The sequence below is a fragment of the Stenotrophomonas daejeonensis genome (assembly GCF_001431505.1).
GTDB classification, from domain to species: domain Bacteria; phylum Pseudomonadota; class Gammaproteobacteria; order Xanthomonadales; family Xanthomonadaceae; genus Stenotrophomonas; species Stenotrophomonas daejeonensis.
Genome location: NZ_LDJP01000070.1, coordinates 28,116 through 47,706, shown reverse-complemented (window position 1 = coordinate 47,706; position 19,591 = coordinate 28,116). Strand labels below are relative to the sequence as shown.

12 protein-coding genes and 1 pseudogene are annotated in these 19,591 nt (G+C 69.4%); 5 read left to right on the top strand and 8 right to left on the bottom strand.

The features are described 5' to 3' along the window. Nucleotides 1-35 precede the first annotated feature (35 nt). The 3 genes and pseudogenes from ABB34_RS15850 to ABB34_RS11865 form a co-directional block, all read right to left on the bottom strand. A pseudogene (locus ABB34_RS15850) lies at nt 36-1,292 on the bottom strand (diguanylate cyclase domain-containing protein); the annotation flags it as partial. Between the two features lie 53 nt (nt 1,293-1,345). After that, on the bottom strand, nt 1,346-2,266 hold the full coding sequence (locus ABB34_RS11870; protein ID WP_057641542.1) for a phosphate/phosphite/phosphonate ABC transporter substrate-binding protein: 921 nt from the start codon (nt 2,264-2,266) through the stop codon (nt 1,346-1,348). A gap of 64 nt (nt 2,267-2,330) precedes the next feature. Further along, nucleotides 2,331-3,098 (bottom strand): RNA methyltransferase, encoded by a 768-nt coding sequence (locus tag ABB34_RS11865; RefSeq protein ID WP_057641541.1) that lies wholly within the window; start codon nt 3,096-3,098, stop codon nt 2,331-2,333. 120 nt (nt 3,099-3,218) lie between these two features. Here ABB34_RS11865 and ABB34_RS11860 point away from each other — a divergent pair, with 120 nt between their 5' ends. After that, complete coding sequence (locus tag ABB34_RS11860; protein ID WP_057641540.1) at nt 3,219-4,046, top strand: inositol monophosphatase family protein; 828 nt, start codon at nt 3,219-3,221, stop codon at nt 4,044-4,046. A 182-nt stretch (nt 4,047-4,228) separates the two neighbouring features. Here the strand turns inward: ABB34_RS11860 and ABB34_RS11855 are convergent, their stop codons facing one another. Together ABB34_RS11855 and creD are read right to left on the bottom strand one after the other, a co-directional pair. After that, a complete protein-coding gene (locus tag ABB34_RS11855) occupies nt 4,229-4,615 on the bottom strand; it encodes a hypothetical protein (RefSeq protein ID WP_057641539.1) in 387 nt (128 codons plus the stop codon). After that, complete coding sequence (gene creD / locus ABB34_RS11850; protein ID WP_057641538.1) at nt 4,612-5,940, bottom strand: cell envelope integrity protein CreD; 1,329 nt, start codon at nt 5,938-5,940, stop codon at nt 4,612-4,614. The genes ABB34_RS11855 and creD overlap by 4 nt, the downstream gene beginning before the upstream one ends. Before the next feature lie 217 nt (nt 5,941-6,157). Here creD and ABB34_RS11845 point away from each other — a divergent pair, with 217 nt between their 5' ends. Continuing rightward, a complete protein-coding gene (locus ABB34_RS11845; RefSeq protein WP_057641537.1) occupies nt 6,158-9,187 on the top strand; it encodes a bifunctional diguanylate cyclase/phosphodiesterase in 3,030 nt (1,009 codons plus the stop codon). 85 nt (nt 9,188-9,272) lie between these two features. On the opposite strand, the gene creC is transcribed toward ABB34_RS11845, so the two are convergent. Then, entirely contained in the window at nt 9,273-10,709 is a 1,437-nt protein-coding gene (gene creC / locus ABB34_RS11840) for a two-component system sensor histidine kinase CreC (protein WP_057641536.1), read from the bottom strand. Nucleotides 10,710-11,180: 471 nt separating this feature from the next. Next, nucleotides 11,181-11,873 (bottom strand): two-component system response regulator CreB, encoded by a 693-nt coding sequence (creB, locus tag ABB34_RS11830; RefSeq protein ID WP_057641534.1) that lies wholly within the window; start codon nt 11,871-11,873, stop codon nt 11,181-11,183. Nucleotides 11,874-11,918: 45 nt separating this feature from the next. Here creB and ABB34_RS11825 point away from each other — a divergent pair, with 45 nt between their 5' ends. The 3 genes from ABB34_RS11825 (at nt 11,919) to mfd (ending at nt 17,110) form a co-directional block, all read left to right on the top strand. Next, nucleotides 11,919-12,776 (top strand): 23S rRNA (adenine(2030)-N(6))-methyltransferase RlmJ, encoded by an 858-nt coding sequence (locus tag ABB34_RS11825; protein ID WP_057641533.1) that lies wholly within the window; start codon nt 11,919-11,921, stop codon nt 12,774-12,776. Between the two features lie 93 nt (nt 12,777-12,869). Beyond that, nucleotides 12,870-13,415 carry a GNAT family N-acetyltransferase gene (locus ABB34_RS11820; RefSeq protein WP_057641532.1) on the top strand — a complete coding sequence of 182 codons (546 nt, stop codon included), beginning with the start codon at nt 12,870-12,872 and terminating at the stop codon, nt 13,413-13,415. 170 nt (nt 13,416-13,585) lie between these two features. Continuing rightward, the gene (mfd, locus tag ABB34_RS11815; RefSeq protein WP_057641531.1) at nt 13,586-17,110 is read left to right on the top strand and encodes a transcription-repair coupling factor; all 3,525 of its coding nucleotides are present in this window, start codon (nt 13,586-13,588) and stop codon (nt 17,108-17,110) included. Nucleotides 17,111-17,367: 257 nt separating this feature from the next. On the opposite strand, the gene ABB34_RS11810 is transcribed toward mfd, so the two are convergent. Further along, nucleotides 17,368-19,467 (bottom strand): M13 family metallopeptidase, encoded by a 2,100-nt coding sequence (locus ABB34_RS11810; RefSeq protein ID WP_057641530.1) that lies wholly within the window; start codon nt 19,465-19,467, stop codon nt 17,368-17,370. Nucleotides 19,468-19,591: the final 124 nt, after the last annotated feature.

Here is a 19,591-nt window from a genome sequence, read left to right as displayed (position 1 = left end):
TTGTCCAGCGCGCGGCTGTAGTAGCGGAAGCAGTTCTTGCCGGCCAGCTTGGCCTGGTACATGGCGATGTCGCCGTTCTTCAGCAGGCCGGTGGCGTCGGTGGCGTCCTCCGGGAACAGGGTGATGCCGATCGAGCTGCCGAGGAAGATCTCGCGGTCCTGCACCTGCAGCGGCAGGCTCAGCTCGTCCACCAGCCGCTTGGCCAGCACCGTGGCCACGCCCTCCACCCGGCCGGCGTCGCTGCCGATCAGGATGACGAACTCGTCGCCGCCGAAGCGGGCCAGCAGCGCATCGCTGCCGCCATCCTGCTCGACCAGCGCGGCGATGCGCTGGGCGAACTGCAGCAGGGCCTCGTCGCCGGCCTCGTGGCCGAGGGTGTCGTTGACCCGCTTGAACTCGTCGATGTCGATGAACAGCAGCGCCAGCCCGCGGCCGGAGGTGCGCGCGCCCAGCAGTTCGTGGTCCAGTGCCTCGCGGAACGCCAGCCGGTTGGTCAGCCCGGTCAGCGCGTCGGTGTAGGCCATCTGCCGCACTTCGCGGTCGTGCCGGGCGATGCTCTCGCCCATGCGCCCGAAGCTGCGCAGCAGTTCGCCGATCTCGTCGCGGCGGCGCGTTGCCTGCGGCTGCACCTGGTAGTCGCCGGCCTCGATGCGCCGGGTGGCGTCGCCCAGCCAGCGCACCGGCCGCACCAGCGTGCGCTGCACGTACAGCGCCAGCAGGCTGACCAGCCCGACCAGCGCCAGCATCACCAGCCCCAGCCACAGCAGCTGCCGGCGGTTGGCCTTGTTCGCGCCGCGCTCCAGCATCGCCATCGTCTCGGCCTGCTGCGCGCGCACCGGCACCAGGTCCATGCCGACCCGCAGCCCGCCGATGCGCTGGTCGCCGATGCGGATCGGCACGTCCACCTCCAGCACCATCGACGACTCCTGCACCTTCAGTGCATCGGCCGCCACCGCCCCCGCCGCCAGCGGGTCCTGCATCTGCCGGCCGTAGCCGGCCACCTCGATGGAGCCGTCGTGCAGCAGACGGCCCTCGGTGTCGTGCACCAGCACGTAGCTGACCGCGTTCTGGCTGGCGGTGCTGCGCACCAGCGCGCCGACCGCATCCAGGTCGGAGAAATACAGTGGGTTGACCAGCGCATCGGCCAGCGACGTGGCCAGCGCGGTGCCCTGCTCGCGGGCGCTGCGGTCGAATACCTGGTCGACCACGCCATTGCTGGCGCGCAATACCTCGCGCTGGGTCGCCGCCTGCCCCGCCAGCAGCGCCGCGACGATCGCCACCACCACCAGCATCACCGCGGCGGCCACGCACAGGAAACGGGCCTGCAACCCGAAGCGCAGCGGTTTCATTCCACCTCCAGGCGCACCCGCGCCAGGCCGCCGCGCAGGCGTTCCAGCGCCTGCTGGCTGGCCGGGTCGATGCGGTGGAAGGCGGTGGTGCCGAAGAACTTGTGCAGCGCCGGGCCGGCGACCGGGTCGTGGCTGGCTTCCAGCAGCACTTCCTGCAGCCGCGCGCGCACCGCCGGGTCGAGCCCGGTGCGCACCATTTCCACCGCGCGCGGCACTTCCTGCCCGCTTTCATAGAGGATCCGCATGTCGCGGCGGAACACCGCCGGCATGCGCTGCTCGTTCTGCCAGTCGATGTTGCTGATCACGCCGGCATCGACCACGCGCTTGTGCACGTAGGTGGAGATGTTCAGTTCGGAACGGGCGAAGACGTAGCCCACGGTGTCGGCGGTGGGCGTGTCCTGCGGCGTCAGCAGTATCTCCGGGCGGATGCCGCGGGCCAGCAGCTCCATCGCCGGCACCAGGTAGGAACTGGTGGACCACGCGCTCTGCATCGCCAGCGTGCGCCCCTTCAGGTCCTCCAGGGTGTTGACCGGGCTGTCGCGGCGGACGAAGAACACGCTGTGGTAGCGCGCCACGCCGTTGCGTTCGGTCAGCAGCAGCGGTTCGGCGCCGCTGCGCTGGCGCAGGGCCATCGCGGTGCCGGAGGTTTCGGTGACCCAGTCCACCCGGCCGCGGCGCAGGTAGCTGGCCATCTGCTGCAGGTCCTTGGCCATCAGGATGCGGCCCTCGACGATCCCCACGTCGCGCATCCGCGGGACCACGTAGTCCAGCAACGGTTTCAATTGTTCGTAATGGGACTTCGGATCGTCGCTCAGGCGCCCCAGCACCAGTACCGAACGATCGGCCGCCAGCCCCACCACCGGCAACGCGACGGACAACAACAACACGGCTCCCCGGAGCCATCGTGAAACGTGCAAACCGGCAACTCCCCAAGAGTGTCCGCAAAGACTAGCCGAAAATTTTCCCCGGATGACGCAGTTCTCAGTTTTTCCCGTCCGTCGCCAGCCGCGCCATGCGCTGGGCGTCGGAAAGGATGCCGCGCAGCAGCCGCACCTCCTGCTCGGACAGCTCGGCCTTCATGAACAGGCGCCGCAGCTTGCGCATCGCCGATTCCGGCGCGCGGCCCTTGTGGAAGTCGATCTGTTCGAGGGTGTCGCCCAGCTGCCCGAACAGCCCCTCGACCTGGGCATGGCTGGCCGCTGCCTCGCCGTGGCCCGGCCCAGCCGGTGCCGGCGCCACGCCCTCCAGCCCGGCCATGCGCACCTCGTAGGCCAGCACCTGCACCGCCGCGGCGAGGTTCAAGGAACTGAACTCCGGGTTGGACGGGATGTGCACGGCGGCGTGGCACAACTGCAGTTCGTCGTTGCTCAGGCCGGTGCGCTCGCGGCCGAACACGAAGGCCACCTCGGCCGGTTCGGCGGCCCTGGCCACGGCGCGCTGGCCGGCGACCTCCGGCAGCAACTCCTCCAGCTGCACGCGGCGCGAGCGCGCCGTGCAGCCCAGCACCAGCCGGCAATCGGCCACCGCCTCGGCCAGCGCGGCGAACACCGGGGCGTCGCCGAGCACGTCCTCGGCGCCAGCCGAGCGGCGGTAGGCCACCTCGTCCAGCGGCTTTTCCGGCGCCACCAGCACCAGCCGCGACAGGCCCATCGTCTTCATCGCCCGGGCCGCGGCGCCGATGTTGCCCGGGTGCTGGGTACCGACGAGGACGAAGCGGATGCGGGCGGTGCGGGACGGCGAGGACGGCATGGCGGGCGAAAGTCAGGAGCGGGACAGCCGCAGATGGTAAACTGCGCGGCCGGCCAGCGCGCCGGCGCCGCTCTTTTCCCCCGCCAATCCATCCTTTCGCCTCCCCGGGAGCCTTCCGCCATGCAGAAACCCGCCGTCACCGTCATGGTCAAGGCCGCACGCCTCGCCGGCAACGTCCTGTTGCGCAACATCAACAAGCTCGAAGCGCTGAACGTGGTGCAGAAGGGCCGGATGGATTACGCCAGCGAGGTGGATGCCGATGCCGAGAAGGTCATCGTCAAGGAACTCAAGCGCGCCTATCCCGACTACGGCATCTATGGCGAGGAAGGCGGCGTGCAGGGCAGCGGCCGGCAGATGTGGGTGATCGACCCGCTCGACGGCACCAGCAACTACCTGCGCGGCTTCCCGCACTACTGCGTGTCCATCGCCCTGGTCGAGAACGGCGAGCCGACCGACGCGGTGATCTTCGACCCGCTGCGCAACGAGCTGTTCACCGCCTCGCGCGGCAACGGCGCGGTGCTGAACGACCGCCGCATCCGCGTGGCCGAGCGCAAGGACCTGGAAGGCACGACGATCCACACCGGCTTCGCCCCGCGCGAGCGCGCCCGGGCCGGCAGCCAGCTCAAGACCGTCGAGGCGCTGCTGGCGCAGGCCGAGGACATCCGCCGCACCGGCTCGGCCGCGCTGGACCTGGCCTACGTCGCCTGCGGCCGCGCCGACGCCTATTTCGAGGCCGGGGTGAAGGCGTGGGACATCGCCGCCGGCGTGCTGCTGGTGCGCGAGGCCGGCGGCAAGGTCTGCAACTACCGCGGCGCCACGCTGGCACGCATGGACGACAAGGGCCCGGAAGCCCAGCAGGTCGTCGCCGGCAACCTGAAGGTCTGCGAAGCGCTGCAGAAGGTGATCGTCAACACCGGCCACGCCGCCGAGTTCGACCCGAAGTTCTGATCGATGCGCCTGGCTTCATGAAGAACGGCACCGCGAAGGTGCCGTTTTTCGTTGCGGCCGCCTGCGCCGTAGGTCGGGGTTACACCCCCGACGCTTCGAGTCTGCAGCCGTCGGGGATGTAACCCCGACCTACGGTGCAACGCTCTCCCCCGTTCCCTCGGGGGAGAAGCGCTCAACGGCACTCAATATTTCCGGTTCATCCGCACCGGTGGTGGTTCGCGCCACAGCAGCCATACGCATTCGTGCAGTGCATCCAGCAGCAACACCTGCCGCCCTTCCGGCCGAACCGCCTTGAAGTGCAGCCGGCGACGGCCCAGCGACTGCCAGCCGCCCCAGTCCGGCGCGGCCGGCAGGCCCTCCATGCCCCGCCGGCGGATCGCCGCCGCGACCCCATGTTCCAGCCGCAGGCGCAGGCGGCCGCTGCCGCCCGCTCCCAGCGCCAGCCGCGCCAGTGGCGAACCGGGCCAGCCTGCGCCCGGCTCGGCCAGCGCCACCTTTTCCGCCAGCCCCGGCGGCAGCCATTGCCGCAGCCGCCGCAGGAGCCTGATGCGCAGGCGCATGGGGTTCATCGCAGGCTGCCGCCGACGTCGTACCAGTCCACCTTGCGGGTGATCCACATGATCGCCGCGAGGATGCCGAACAGCAGCAGCGAGCCCAGCAGCAGCGCGTTGTTCTCCGAATCCAGCAGCAGGTAGAGCACGCCGTACAACAGGGTGAGCATCGCCGAGAACCCCAGCCCGCGCTTCCAGCTGTGCAGCGCGCCGCTCAGGTAGAAGCCCTGCAGGCCGATGCACGCGGCCGCCGAGGCCAGGTAGGCCCACAGGAACGGGACGTGCTCGGACAGGCTCAGCAGCAGCAGGAAGAAGATCGCCAGCGCCAGCCCCACCAGCAGGTACTGCAGCGGGTGGATCTTCAGGCGCTTGATCAGCTCGAACAGCACGAAGCCGACGAAGGTCAGCAGCACGAACAGGATGCCGTACTTGCTGGCGCGGTCGGCCTGGGTATAGACATCGACCGGGTCGACCAGCGCCACCTGCAGCGACTCGACCACCGCGTCGGCCACCAGGTCCCGGCGCAACTGCGCCTGCGCCGCCGAGGCCAGCGAGGACACCGCCCATTCGGCCTTGAAGCCGGCATCGTCGATGCTGCGCTCGTTGGGCAGGAAGCTGCCGCCGAACAGCGGGTGCGGCCACGGCGAGGACAGCGCCACGCGGGTGTCGTCGCCCACCGGCACCACCGACAGCGAGCGGGTACCGTCGAGCACGAATTCCAGCTCGACCTTGCGGCCGTCGGCCAACGTGCCGCCGCGCTCATCGAATTGCGGCGCCAGCGGCGCATGCAGGCCCTTGCTGTTCGCCTCCAGCACGCCGGAGCCGGCCTGCAGGGCCAGCGCGCGGCCATCCACGCGCAGGTTGGGCGTGCCGACCAGGCCGCGCACGTCGGCGATGCCCAGCGCCAGATAGGGCTGCTCGTAGTGGCGGCCGGGCACCGCCGCATAGGGCAGGTCGTCGAACTCGGCCTGCACCCGCGCATGCCAGCTGTACACCGGCACCCGGAACAGACCGATGCGGCGCTCGTCCGGGCGCATATCGCCCTGTACCCGCAGATGCCGGGGCATCTGCAGCTCGTAGCCGCGCTCGGTCTGCAGCTCGGTCTTGCGCAGGCCGCCGGCGTCGACCACCTCGACCTCGCGCTGCTGCGTCCACGGCAGCACCCGCACCGGCCCCACCAGCGACTGCTCGCCGGCCCGGCTCTGCGCCACCCGCTCGATGGCCTGGTCGCGGTAGCGCTCGCGCTCGTTGATCGTGCCGCGGATCAGCAGCAGCGGCACCAGCAGCAACACCACCAGCCCGCCGACGATGGCGAACCGCAACAACAGCTTCATGGAATTCATGTCCCGTCCTCGTGTGGAAACGGGAGCAGCTTCGGCGCGGCCGGTGAGCGGGGTTTGTGGCGAATTTGAAGTGGGCGTGAAGTCGCGCGGATACAGCGCGGCACAAAGTCAATCGCAAATGCTCTCGGATGCTTGCGGCTGCCCGTGCAGCATAGTATGAATGCGTATTCATGCGCTTCCGGTCGTCCAGCATTCCATTCCCCCGAAGGAACCCCACGTGCTGCACCCACGGCCCCGCGCTTCGCTGATCCACCGGCTGTCACTGAGCATCTGGGGCCTGTTCCTCACCCTCCTCCTGCTGCTTTCCGCCCTCGGCTACCTGGCCATGCGCATGGCCGCCGACAAGGTGGTGCCGCTGGTGGCGCAGCACACCGTCGAACTGCGCGCGCGGGCCAGCGAAGGGCTGTTCCTGCAAGCCGAGCAAAGCGTGCGGCGCCTGCACCGCGAGTTGCTGCGGCGGCTGGAAGCCGCCGACCACGCCGACGCCCTCGCCCGCTTCGACACGCTGTTCGCACGCAACGCCGACGGCCTGTGGCGGCTGCGCCCCGAGCACGTGGACCCCGATCACGCCCCCACCCTCTACCTGCACCAGCCAGCGCAGGGGCTGGACGAATCGGCGCGGCTGCGCGCGGTCATCGCCTACGACCTGCTGCGCGAACAGGGGCCGGCGCTGGCGCCGCCGTTCTTCTCGGTCTACATGGATTTCGTCGAGGACGGGCTGATGGTGTATTCGCCCGGCGTGGACTGGGGCAGCGGCGCGGACGCCAGCGCCACCAACACCGGCTACCCGACGATGCTCGGCGCCGACCCACGCCGCAACCCGCAGCGCACGCTGTTCTGGACCCCGGTCTACCTGGACGAACAGGCCGACACGTGGATGGTGTCGGTGATCAAGCCGCTGGACTGGCAGGGGCGCTGGGCCGGCACGCTGGGGCACGACGTCTCGATCCAGACGCTGGTCGACCGGAGCGCCGATGGCGGCGACGCGGACCAGGGCACGCAACTGGTCATGAGCGCCGGCGGCGACCTGATCGCCCACCCGCGCCTGCGCCAGCGCATCGCCGCCGCCGACGGCCAGTTGCGCCTGTCCACCCTCGACGACCCGCTGCTGGCGCAGGCGCACCGGATGATCCGCCAATCCGGCGCCGACAGCGGCGCCGGGCGCTCCCCCGACGGCAGCCAGTGGGTGGCCTGGTCGAAGATCCACGGGCCGGGCTGGTACCAGGTCTACCTGCTGCCGCAGGCGCGGGTGAACCACCTGCTGATGTGGGGGCTGCTGGCCCTGTCCGGCTTCGGCATCATCTGCCTGCTGCCAGCGACGTGGCTGCTGCGCCGGCGGGTGCATTCGCTGTTCGCGGTGCCGCTGGACCGCCTGACCCGCGCGGTCGACGAACTGGGCCAGGGCGGCGAGCCCACGCCGATCGCCATGCAGGGCGACGACGAGCTGGGCCGCCTGGCCGGCGCGTTCGATGACATGGTCGGCGAACTGGTGCAGCAGCGCTCCCTGCAGGCGGCCCATGCGCAGGCCCTGCAGAACGAGGTGGACGAGCGCCGCCAGTTCATGACCCGGCTGGAAGAGGAGCGCGCGCGCCTGCTGGCGCTGCTCGGGGCGATGGACCTGGGCATCCTGTTCGTCAACAACGAGAACCGGGTGACCTACTGCAACGCCGCCATGCTGGCGATGTGGAAACTGCCTGCGAGCAGGACGCTGATCGGCCAGACCACCCACGAAGGGCTGGAAGCGGCGCGGGCACAGATGGTCGACCCGCAGGCGGTGCTGGAACGACTGGAAGACGCCATCGCCTCGCCGGACGCCTCCCGGCAGCTGGAAATCCGCCTGCACGACAACCGCATCATCATGCACAACGCCTACCCGGTGCATGACGCGCAGGGCCACTACATCGGCCGGCTGTGGGTACAGGAGGACGTGACCGAGGAGCGCCGCACCGCCGAGCAGCTGGTGCGCCTGGCCCAGCACGACCCGCTGACCAACCTCTACAACCGGCGCCGTTTCGAGGACGAGCTTGCCCGCTTCTTCCACGATGCCGAGCGCACGCCGAGCCAGGTCGCCCTGCTGTTCTTCGACCTGGACGAGTTCAAGTACATCAACGACACCTACGGCCACCGCGCCGGCGACAGCGTGCTCGGGCGCATGGCGGTCGAGATCCGCACGCTGGTCCGCGCCGGCGAAACCCTGTTCCGGCTGGGCGGCGACGAATTCGCCGTGCTGATGCCGCACGCCAGCCTGGACGACGCCCGCCACCTGGCCGAACGCATCGTGCAGCGGATCGCGCAGACCCCGCTGTGCCTGCACGAGCAGACCGTGCGCCTGACCACCAGCCTGGGCATCGCCCACTGCCCCGGCCACGCCGACAACGCCCAGGACCTGGTCGCCCACGCCGACGCGGCGATGTACCAGGCCAAGCACCTGGGCAAGAACCGCTGGAACGTGTACCGCCCCGACCGCGACAGCTCGCGGGAAATGGCCACCCGCCTGGCCTGGAACGACCGCATCGCGCGGGCACTGGAACACGACCTGCTGCGCCTGCACTTCCAGGGCGTGCACCATGCCGGCGACGGCCGGCTGGCGCACCTGGAAGCCCTGATCCGCATGGTGGACGAAGCCAGCCCCGACCGGCTCGTCATGCCCGCGCAATTCATCGAGCCGGCCGAGAAGAGCGGCAAGATCCTCGAGATCGACCGCTGGGTGATCCGCGAAAGCATCCGCCTGCTGGCCGCCCACCCGCAACTGCCGGCCATCGCCATCAACATCTCCGGCCGCTCCTTCGACGACCCCGAGCTGCCGGAATACATCGCCAGCCAGCTGCGGCAGCACCACGTCGAGCCGCGCCGCCTGCTGGTGGAACTGACCGAGACCTCGGCGGTCTCGGACATGGGCGACGCCGCGCGCTTCATCGCCGCCCTGCGCGACACCGGCTGTCCGATCTGCCTGGACGACTTCGGCACCGGCTTCTCGTCCTTCGCCTACCTCAAGAACCTGCAGGCCGACGTGCTCAAGATCGACGGCATGTTCATCCGCAACCTGCCGGACGAGCGCGACAACCAGGTGTTCGTGCGCGCCATCATCGAGGTGGCGCGCGGCATGGGCAAGCTCACCGTGGCCGAATTCGTCGAGAACGAGGCGACCCTGCAGATGCTGCGCGAGATGGGCGTGGACATGGTGCAGGGCTACCACCTGGGCCGGCCACGGGCCGACCACCCAGCTTTCGTCGACAGCCCTGCATAGGGACTGCCTCGCCACTGGCGTAGATGCGGGGCTTGCCCCGCATGAAGCTTTCCCGGTGAAGCCCCGTGCCGGGCAAGCCCGGCACCTACGTCGTTGGTAACCACAGACTCGCCTCCGCGCCGCCCGCGGCGCGGTTGCGCAACCACGCCCGCCCGCCATGCAGGCGCGCCACCTCGGCCACGAACGGCAGCCCCAGCCCGGAACTGCGCTGGCCGCTGTTTGGGCGCGCCAGCGAATAGAAGCGCTCGAACACCCGCTCCAGCGCGTAGTCCGGCACGCCCGGGCCCGCATCGGCCAGCGTCACCTCCCAGCCCGCGTCCTGCCGCCACACCCGCAGCAGGATGGTCGCGCCGGCCGGCGAGAACGCGATGGCGTTGTCCAGCAGGTTGCCCAGCGCCTGCCGCAGCAGGAACGCATCGCCCTGCACCGGCGCCCGCCCGGGCAGTCCGCACTCCAGCCGCAGCCGCGCCGCCTGCAGGCGCGGCCCGGCCTCCTCGGCCAGTTGCCGGCACAGCACGCACAGGTCCAGCGCCGCGCGGTGCTGCAGCCAGCCGTGCTGCTCCACCTCGGCCAGCCGCAGCAACTGGTCGATGGTTTCGGTCAGGCGCCGTTCCTGCTGCGCGATGTTGGCGGCGAAACGCTGCCGCTCGGCTTCGGGCAGCGGTTCCTGCAGCAGCTCGGCGGCGCCGCGGATCGCCGCCAGCGGGCTCTTCATCTCGTGCGTCAGCGACTGCACGTACTGCTCGACGTAGGCCTTGCCCTGCAGCTTGCGGCGCATGGTTTCCAGCGCCTGCCCGAGCTCGCCGATCTCGTCGCGGCGCGGCTTCGGCGGCGGCACCGGCTCGCCGGCGCTGACCGCCCTGGCATAGCGGCTCAAGCCGCCGATGCCGCGCGCCAGCCACCACGTCATCAGCAACCCAATCAGTGCCGACAGGCCGATCAGCCATGCCCCGCGCGCGACGATGGCGCGCTGGCTGGCGGCGATGAACGGGGCGATGCTGTCGTTGGGCTGCGCCAGGGTAAGCACCCCGATCAGGGTCCGACCATCGCCCGGGTCGCGCACCGGCGCGGCCACGTGCATCACCGTGCGGGTTTCATCGCCGGGCACCTCGGGGCTGGAGCGCGCACCGTACTGGCCGCGCAGGGTGCGGTAGACGTCGTTCCAGCGCGAGTTGTCGCGGCCCACGTCCTGCCCGCGCGAGTCGTACACCACGATGCCGCGCGCATCGGTCACGGTGACCCGGTAATCGATGCTGCGCTTGGGAAAGCGCCACACCATCGCCCCGGGATCGCGCCGCTGCGCGGCGGCCAGCTGCGCGGCGAAATCACCATCGGCCATGCGCCCGGCCTTCAGGTCGGGCGCGGCCATCACCGCCAGCACGTTGGCCGCGTCGACCAGCGTGGACTCCATCGCCTGGCGCACGCCGGGCTTCACCTCGCCGACGAACACCCGCATCACGAAGAACGCGGCGATGCCGACGATCAGGAAGAAACCGAGGAAGAGTTTCAGGCCGAGGCGCATATCCACCCCGCATGACCAGCGCTGTTGCTGTTGCTGTTGCTGTTGCTGTTGCTGTTGCTCGTGATTTTGCCGTTGCTTCCGCTTTTCTGGGTTCCCTTCCGCAGCGACGGAGCCGACGGACAAGACCCCGCAAGGGGCGACGTGCATGGATGCACGTCGTTTTTCGACACGACAGGGATGTCGTGTCGAAAAATCCCGGCGGCGGAGTGGACCCAACGCGCGTAGCGCGTTGGGCGCGGAGGCAGGGCGTGCTTTCTTTTGGCTACCTTTTCTTTGCACGAGCAAAGAGGCGCTTTTTCAACAGCCGAATGGCTGGTCAAAGTAGCTCGCTCACGCGTAGCGGGAGCGAAAGCTCTCGCTTTACCTATCGACCAAGCATCTGGACTCCATCGCCCCTCACCCCAACCCCTCTCCCGGCGGGAGAGGGGCTTAAAATGCTCCCCGCGCGCGCGCATCAGGATTGCTGGAGTCCTAGACATCCAACGCATACCCCAACCCGCGATGCGTCCGGATCGGGTCCCCTACCGCCCCGGCCGCCCGCAACTTCGCCCGCAACGTCTTGACGTGCGTATCCACGGTCCGGTCGGCGCTGTCGCTGGCATGGTCCCACCCGCGCTCCATCAACTGCGCCCGGCTCAGGATCGCCCCCGGCCGCTGCAACAACGCCGCCAGCAAGGCATATTCGTAGCGCGTCAGGTCCAGCGGCGAATCGCGGTAACGCACCCGCCGCCCCTCGCGGTCGATCGCGAACGCCCCCTGCCGCACCCATCCCGCATCGCCCGCGCCCACCGGCGCCGGCCGCCGCAGCCGCGCCCGCACCCGCGCCACCAGCTCGCGCGGCGAGAACGGCTTGCCCACGTAGTCGTCCGCCCCCAGCTCCAGCCCCAGCACCCGGTCGAACTCGTCGTTGCGCGCGGTGAGGAAGATCACCGGCACCTGGCTGAAGGTACGCAGCTGCCGGCAGACCTCGAAGCCGCCCAGGTCCGGCAGGCCCACGTCCAGCACCACCACGTCGACGCCGCCTTCGCGCAACCGTTCCAGCGCCGGCCGCCCCAGCGCGCGATGCTCGGCGGCGTAGCCCTCGCTGCGCAGCGCGTACAGCACGGTATCGGCGATGGCGGCCTCGTCCTCGACGACGAGCACGCGGGCGGCGGGTTCGGACATGCCGCCAGCATAGCCGGCCCGCCGCCGCGCCCGTACACTCCGCGCATGAATTACCGCCACGCCTTCCATGCCGGCAACCACGCCGACGTGCTCAAGCACATCGTCCTGCTGGCGCTGATCGACGCCTTCAAGCGCAAGGAAACCCCGTTCTTCGTGCTCGACACCCACGCCGGGCGCGGCCGCTACCTGCTGGCCAGCGAGGAAAGCCGCAAGACGCTGGAAATCGAGGACGGCGTGATGCGGCTGATGGCGCAGCCGCAACTGCCACCGGTGGTCGAGCGCTACCTCAAGGCGGTGCAGGCCGACAACCCGGTCGGCAGCATGATCTGCTACCCCGGCTCGCCCCTGCTGGCCGCGCAGGCGCTGCGCCCGCAGGACCGCATGGCCGCCTGTGAACTGCAGGAAGAGGAAGCCGCCGCGCTCAAGGCCCTGTTCGCCCATGATGGCCGCGTCGGCGTGCACCCGGGCGATGGCTATGCCCTGCTGCGCTCGCTGCTGCCGCCCAAGGCCAACGGCGACAAGATCGGCCGCGGGCTGGTGCTGATCGACCCGCCCTACGAGGCGCAGGACGCCGAATACCAGCGCATCCTCGCCGCACTGGCCGAAACCCTGTCGCGCTGGCCGCAGGCCACCTGCGCGGTATGGTTCCCGATCAAGCAGCGCCGCAGCATCCTGCACTTCTTCCGCAAGGCGGCCGCATTGCCGATCAAGTCCGCGCTGCTGGCCGAACTGCTGGTGCGCCCGGACGACTCGCCGCTGCGCCTGAATGGCAGCGGCATGCTGCTGCTGAACGCACCGTGGCAGTTCGACCGGGTACTGGCGCCGGCCATGCCGGTGCTGAAACAACACCTGGGCGAAAAGGGCGCCTCGACCCGGCTGGAATGGCTCAAGGCCGGCGACTGAGCCCCCTGCCGGCGCCCCCGCCACGGTTGAACCACGTTCACGGAATTTCGCACCACAGATGCAAGAATCGGTGGACTCCGGAGGAACCACAGCATGGCTACCCGCAACCGCATGCCCCCGTGGCATGAAAACTTCAAGGCTCCCAGTGGCCGGGAACTGCTGATCCGCCCCATCCGCCCCGAAGACGGCGCGCCGCTGCAAGGCGCCTTCGCGCTGTTCGGGCCGGAAGAAGTCCGTGACCGCTTCCTGCAGGCGGTGGACGTGTTGTCGGACGAGACCGCCCAGCGCCTGACCCACCCGAACCCGAAAACCGAAATCGCGCTGGTCGTCGCCGAACCGCTGCCGCCGGGCGAGGCCGTGGTCGGCGCGGTGGCGCGCGCCTCGATCATCCCCGGCACCCGCGATGCCGAATACGCCATCCTGGTCAGCCGTTTCCTGGTCGGCCAGGGCTTGGGCCGGCAGCTGATGCGCAAGCTGGTGAAGTGGGCGCGCGGCAAGTACCTGGACCGCATGTACGGCGATATCGCGCAGGACAACGAGCCGATGCTGCAACTGGCCGCGTCGCTGGGCTTCCGGCAGGTGCCGCACCCGGCCGGCACGCCGGGGCTGGTGCGGATGGTGCTGGAACTGGGTAGCTGATGGCGGCCGGGGACATGACCCATTGCCGATCATTGCCGTAGGTCGGGGCTACGCCCCCGACGCTCGGGGTATCCGGACATCAAGCGTCGGGGGCGTAGCCCCGACCTACGGTGACGCCGGATCGCGGGGTGCCGGCCCAAGGCCGGCGCTGCGGTAAAATCGGCGGCCTCATGCCGCATCACGTCCCCTACCCCGTTCCGCCGCTGCCCCGTGCGGGCCAGCTCCGCGCCTGGTGGCGCGCCCCCGCTTCGACCAGCGCACTGGCCTGGCACGTGGCCCGCGCCGCGCAGGCGCACGGCAAGCCGCTGCTGCTGGTCACGCGCGACAACCACGGCGCGCACCAGGCCGTCGCCGACCTGCAGACCCTGCTCGGCCTTGATGCCGCCGCGCTGCCGGTAGTGCCGTTCCCCGACTGGGAAACCCTGCCCTACGACCAGTTCAGCCCGCACCCGGACATCATCAGCCAGCGCCTGAGCGCGCTGCACCGCCTGCCCTCGCTGGCGCGCGGCATCGTGGTGGTGCCGGTGCAGACCCTGCTGCAACGCCTCGCACCATTGAGCTACATCGTCGGCGGCAGCTTCGACCTGAAGGTCGGCCAGCGGCTGGACATGGACGCGGAGAAACGCCGGCTGGAAAGCGCCGGCTACCGCAACGTGCCGCAGGTGATGGACCCGGGCGACTTCGCCGTGCGCGGCGGCCTGCTCGACGTCTACCCGATGGGCGCGGACGCGCCGCTGCGCATCGAGCTGCTGGACGAGGACATCGACTCGATCCGCGCATTCGACCCCGAATCGCAGCGTTCGCTGGACAGGGTCGAGGCGGTGAAGATGCTGCCCGGCCGCGAAGTGCCGATGGACGAGGCCAGCCTGTCGAAGGTGCTGGCCACGCTGCGCGAGCGCTTCGACGTCGATACCCGGCGCAGCCCGCTCTACCAGGACCTGAAGGCCGGCGTGCTGCCTTCGGGCATCGAGTATTTCCTGCCGCTGTTTTTTGAATCCCCGCACAAGGATGTGCGGGCTTCTGCGAGGGACTCGCATCAAGGCACCGCGACGCTGTTCGACTACCTGCCCGAAGGCTTCCTGACGGTAGTGGCCCCCGGCGTCGGCGACGCCGCCGATGCGTTCTGGGAGCAGACCTGCGGCCGCTACGAGCAGCGCCGCCACGACATCGAGCGGCCGCTGCTGCCGCCGGACGAGATCTACCAGTCGCCGGACAGCCTGCGCGAGCAGTTCAACAAGCAGCCGCGCGTGGAAGTTTGGCCGGCCGACCACCCGCGCATCGCCGAGGCGCAGGCGCTGGGCGACCAGCCGCTGCCGCCGTTGCCGGTGGCCGCCAAGGACGCCCCGGCCGGGCAGGCGCTGAAATCCTTCCTCGACCACTACCCCGGCCGGGTGCTGGTCGCCGCCGATTCGCCGGGCCGCCGCGAAGCCCTGCTGGAGGTATTGCAGGCCGCCGAACTGCGCCCGCCGGTGGTCGCCAGCCTGCCCGCCTTCCTCGCCGACGATGCGCCGAAGTTCGCCATCACCGTCGCCCCGCTCGACGACGGCTTCGCGCTGGCCGAACCTCCGCTGGCGGTGCTCACCGAGCGCCAGCTGTTCCCCGAGCGTGCCGGCCAGCCGCGCAGGACACGCCGTGCGGGACGCGAGCCGGAAGCGATCATCCGCGACCTCGGCGAGCTGAGCGAAGGTTCGCCCATCGTCCACGAGGACCACGGCGTCGGCCGCTACCGCGGCTTGATCGCGATGGACGTGGGCGGCATGCCCGGCGAGTTCCTCGAGATCGAATACGCCAAGGGCGACCGCCTGTACGTGCCGGTCGCGCAGCTGCACCTGATCAGCCGCTACTCCGGCGCCTCGCCGGAAACCGCGCCGCTGCATTCGCTGGGCGGCGAGCAGTGGGCCAGGGCCAAGCGCAAGGCCGCCGAGAAGGTGCGCGACGTCGCCGCCGAGCTGCTGGAAATCCAGGCGCGGCGGCAGGCCCGCGCCGGGCTGGCGCTGGACATCGACCGCGCCATGTACGAACCGTTCGCGGCCGGTTTCCCGTTCGAGGAAACGCCGGACCAGCTGGCCGCGATCGAAGCCACCCTGCGCGACCTGCAATCCAGCCAGCCGATGGACCGCGTGGTCTGCGGCGACGTCGGCTTCGGCAAGACCGAGGTGGCCGTGCGCGCCGCCTTCGCCGCCGCCAGCGGTGGCAAGCAGGTGGCGGTGCTGGTGCCGACCACGCTGCTGGCCGAGCAGCACTACCGCAACTTCCGCGACCGCTTCGCCGATTACCCGTTGAAGGTGGAGGTGCTGTCGCGCTTCAAGTCCGCCAAGGAGATCAAGGCCGAACTGGACAAGGTCGCCGAGGGTACCATCGACGTGATCGTCGGCACCCACCGGCTGTTGCAGCCGGACGTGAAGTTCAAGGACCTCGGGCTGGTCATCGTCGATGAAGAACAGCGTTTCGGCGTACGCCAGAAGGAAGCGCTGAAGGCGATGCGCGCCAACGTGCACCTGCTCACGCTCACCGCCACGCCGATCCCGCGCACGCTGAACATGGCGATGGCCGGGCTGCGCGACCTGTCGATCATTGCAACCCCGCCGCCGAACCGCCTGGCGGTGCAGACCTTCGTCACCCAGTGGGACAACGCGCAGTTGCGCGAGGCGTTCCAGCGCGAGCTGTCGCGCGGCGGCCAGCTGTATTTCCTGCACAACGACGTGGAAAGCATGGGCCGCATGCAGCGCGAGTTGTCCGAGCTGGTGCCCGAGGCGCGCATCGGCATGGCCCACGGGCAGATGCCCGAGCGCGAGCTGGAAAAGGTGATGCTGGATTTCCAGAAGCAGCGCTTCAACGTGCTGCTGGCCAGCACCATCATCGAATCGGGCATCGACATCCCCAACGCCAACACCATCGTCATCAACCGCGCCGATCGCTTCGGTCTGGCCCAGCTGCACCAGCTGCGCGGCCGCGTCGGCCGCTCGCACCACCGCGCCTACGCCTACCTGCTGGTGCCGGACAAGCGTGCGATCACCCCCGACGCGCAGAAGCGATTGGACGCCATCGCCTCGATGGACGAACTCGGCGCCGGCTTCACCCTGGCCACGCACGATCTGGAAATCCGCGGCGCCGGCGAACTGCTCGGCGAGGACCAGAGCGGGCAGATGGCCGAGGTCGGCTTCAGCCTCTACACCGAGCTGCTGGAACGCGCGGTGCGCTCGATCAAGGCCGGCAAGCTGCCGGACGTGGACGCCGGCGAGGAAGCACGCGGCGCCGAAATCCAGCTGCACGTGCCGTCGCTGATCCCCGAGGACTACCTGCCCGACGTGCACACGCGGCTGACGCTGTACAAGCGCATTTCCAGCGCGCGCGATGGCGAGGCCCTGCGCGAGCTGCAGGTGGAGATGATCGACCGCTTCGGCCTGCTGCCGGATGCGACCAAATACCTGTTCGCCATCGCCGAGCTGAAGCTGCAGGCCAACGCGCTGGGCATCCGCAAGCTGGAGCTGGGCGAGAACGGCGGCCGCATCGTGTTCGAAAGCAAGCCGGACATCGACCCGATGGCGGTGATCCAGCTGATCCAGAAGCAGCCGAAGCTTTACCAGATGGACGGCCCGGACAAGCTGCGCATCAAGCACCCGCTGCCGTTGCCCGAGGACCGCTTCAACGCCGCGCGGGCGATGTTGTTGACCTTGCGGCCGGGCGGCAGTTGATTCCCCTTCTCCCCTCGGGAGAAGGTGCCCGAAGGGCGGATGAGGGGCGAACGGAATCAGTGATGGTCGAACCATCCGGACTTCGTTCGCCCCTCACCCCAACCCCTCTCCCGAAGGGAGAGGGGCTTCGAAATCGAAGCTTCGTGCTGAACTGCTTCCATGCGCCATGCCTGCAAAACCACCAACCAGCACACCACCCAAAACGTGAAAGGCCCGGCATTGCCGGGCCTTCCTGTTTACAACTCACACGATGGCGATCACCAGATCACCACGCGCGTGTCGTCGCCGCGCACCATCGCATCGCCGGCCTTGCACTCGAACGCGGCGGCGAACGCGGGCATGTTCGACGGCGCGCCGTTGGCGCGGAAGTTGGCCGGGGCGTGCGGGTCGGTGTTCAGGCGCACGCGCAGCTCGCCCTCGGTGAAGTTGCGGCGCCACACCGTGGCCCAGTTCATGAAGAAGCGCTGGTCCTGGCTGTAGCCGTCGATGGCCACGTTCTTCGACGGGTCCTCCTTCAGCGCCATCTGCAATGCATCAAAGGCCACGGTCAGGCCGCCGAGGTCGCCGATGTTCTCGCCCAGCGTCAGCTTGCCCTTCACGTTGACGCCCGGCAGCGACTCGTAGCCGTCGAACTGCGCCACCAGCTTGTCGGTGCGGCTGTTGAAGGCGCTGCGGTCGGCGTCGGTCCACCAGTTGTCGAAGTTGCCGTTGGCGGCGAACTGGCTGCCCGAGTCGTCGTAGCCGTGCATCATCTCGTGGCCGATCACCGCACCGATGCCGCCGTAGTTCAGCGCCGGATCGGCCTTGGCGTCGAAGAACGGAGGTTGCAGGATCGCGGCCGGGAACACGATCTCGTTCTTGGTCGCGTTGTAGTAGGCATTCACCGTCTGCGGGGTCATGCCCCACTCGGTCCTGTCCACCGGCTTGCCGATCTTGTCGAGCATGTAGCGGTAGTTGAATGCACGCGCGGCGCGCATGTTGCCCAGGTAGCTGTCGCCGCTGGTGGTCAGTCCCGACCAGTCGCGCCACTTGTCCGGGTAGCCGATCTTCGGGGTGAAGCTGGCCCACTTCTCCAGCGCCTTCTTCTTCGTCTCCTCGCCCATCCACGGCAGGTTCTCCAGCCGCGTCTTCAACGCCGCGGAAAGGTTCTCCACCAGGTGTTGCATCTCGACCTTGGATTCGGCCGGGAACACCGCTTCCACGTACAGCTGGCCCAGCGCCTCGCCCATCGCGCCGTTCACCGACTCCAGCACCCGCTTCCAGCGCGGCTGCATTTCCTGCTGGCCGCGCAGGGTCTTGCTGTAGAAGTCGAAGTTGGCCTGCTCGAAGCCCTTGCTCAAATACGGCGCGGCGTTGTCCACCGTGTGGAAGCGCAGGTAGGCCTGCCAGGTGGCGGCCGGCACGTCGGCCAGCATCTTGTCCAGCTCGCCGAAGAAGCCCGGCTGCGCCAGCGAGAACTTGTCCTTGGCCGGCACCTTCAGGGTGTCGAACAGCGCGGTCCAGCTGAAGTTCGGGGTGAGCTTGTCGGCGTCGAGCGCGCTGACCGGGTTGTAGCGCTTGGCCGGGTCGCGCAGCTCGATGCGCGACAGCGAGGCCTTGGCCAGGCGGGTTTCGAAGTCCATCACCGCCCTGGCCTGCTCCTTCGCCTGCGCGGCGTCGACGCCGGACAGGGCCAGCAACTGCTCGATGTAGGCCACGTAGGCGTCGCGGATATTCGCCTGCGATTCGTCGAAGTAATAGCCCTTCTCCGGCAGGCCCAGCCCGCCCTGGCCGACGTAGGCGATGACGTTGCCCGAATCCTTGAAGTCCGGGCTGGCATACAGCGAGAACAGGAAGCCCTGCCCCTGCGCGTAGGCATCGCGCAGGTAACCGGCGATGGCGGCGCTGTCGCCCAGCGCGGCGATCTTCTCCAGTTCCGGCTGCAGCGGGGCGATGCCGGCGGCCTCGATCGCGGCCTCGTCCGAACCGGTCTTCCAGATGTCGCCGATCTGCGCTTCCACCGTGCCGGCCTTGGCGTCGGCCGTGGCGGCCTGCTCGACCAGCGCGTGCTGCACTTCCAGCGAGCGCTCGCGCAGGATCTCGAAGCTGCCCCAGGTGGTCTGGTCGCCCGGCACCGGGTTGGCCTTGAGCCACGTGCCGTTGACGAAACCGTTGAGGTCGGCGCAGGCCGAAGCCGTCGGGTCCAGGTCGGCGACGTTGAACGCCACCGACGGTGTCTTGATCTGCGCCATGTCGAACGCCGGCTTGGCGGTGTCGGCCGCCACGGCCGCCACGGGCGCCTCGGTCTTGCCGCAGGCCGCCAGCGAGGCGGCGATGGCGACGGTCAGGGACAGCGGGGCGAGCTTGGAAAGGGTCATGCGGTTCTCCGGCCTTGCAGGAATGCCGCGCTGGTTGCGCGGCCAATCCCCGAGCCTAGGCGATGGCTACCGCCTGCCGATGGGCCAAAGGTCATGGCCTGCTGGATTCCTCATGCTTCCCTTC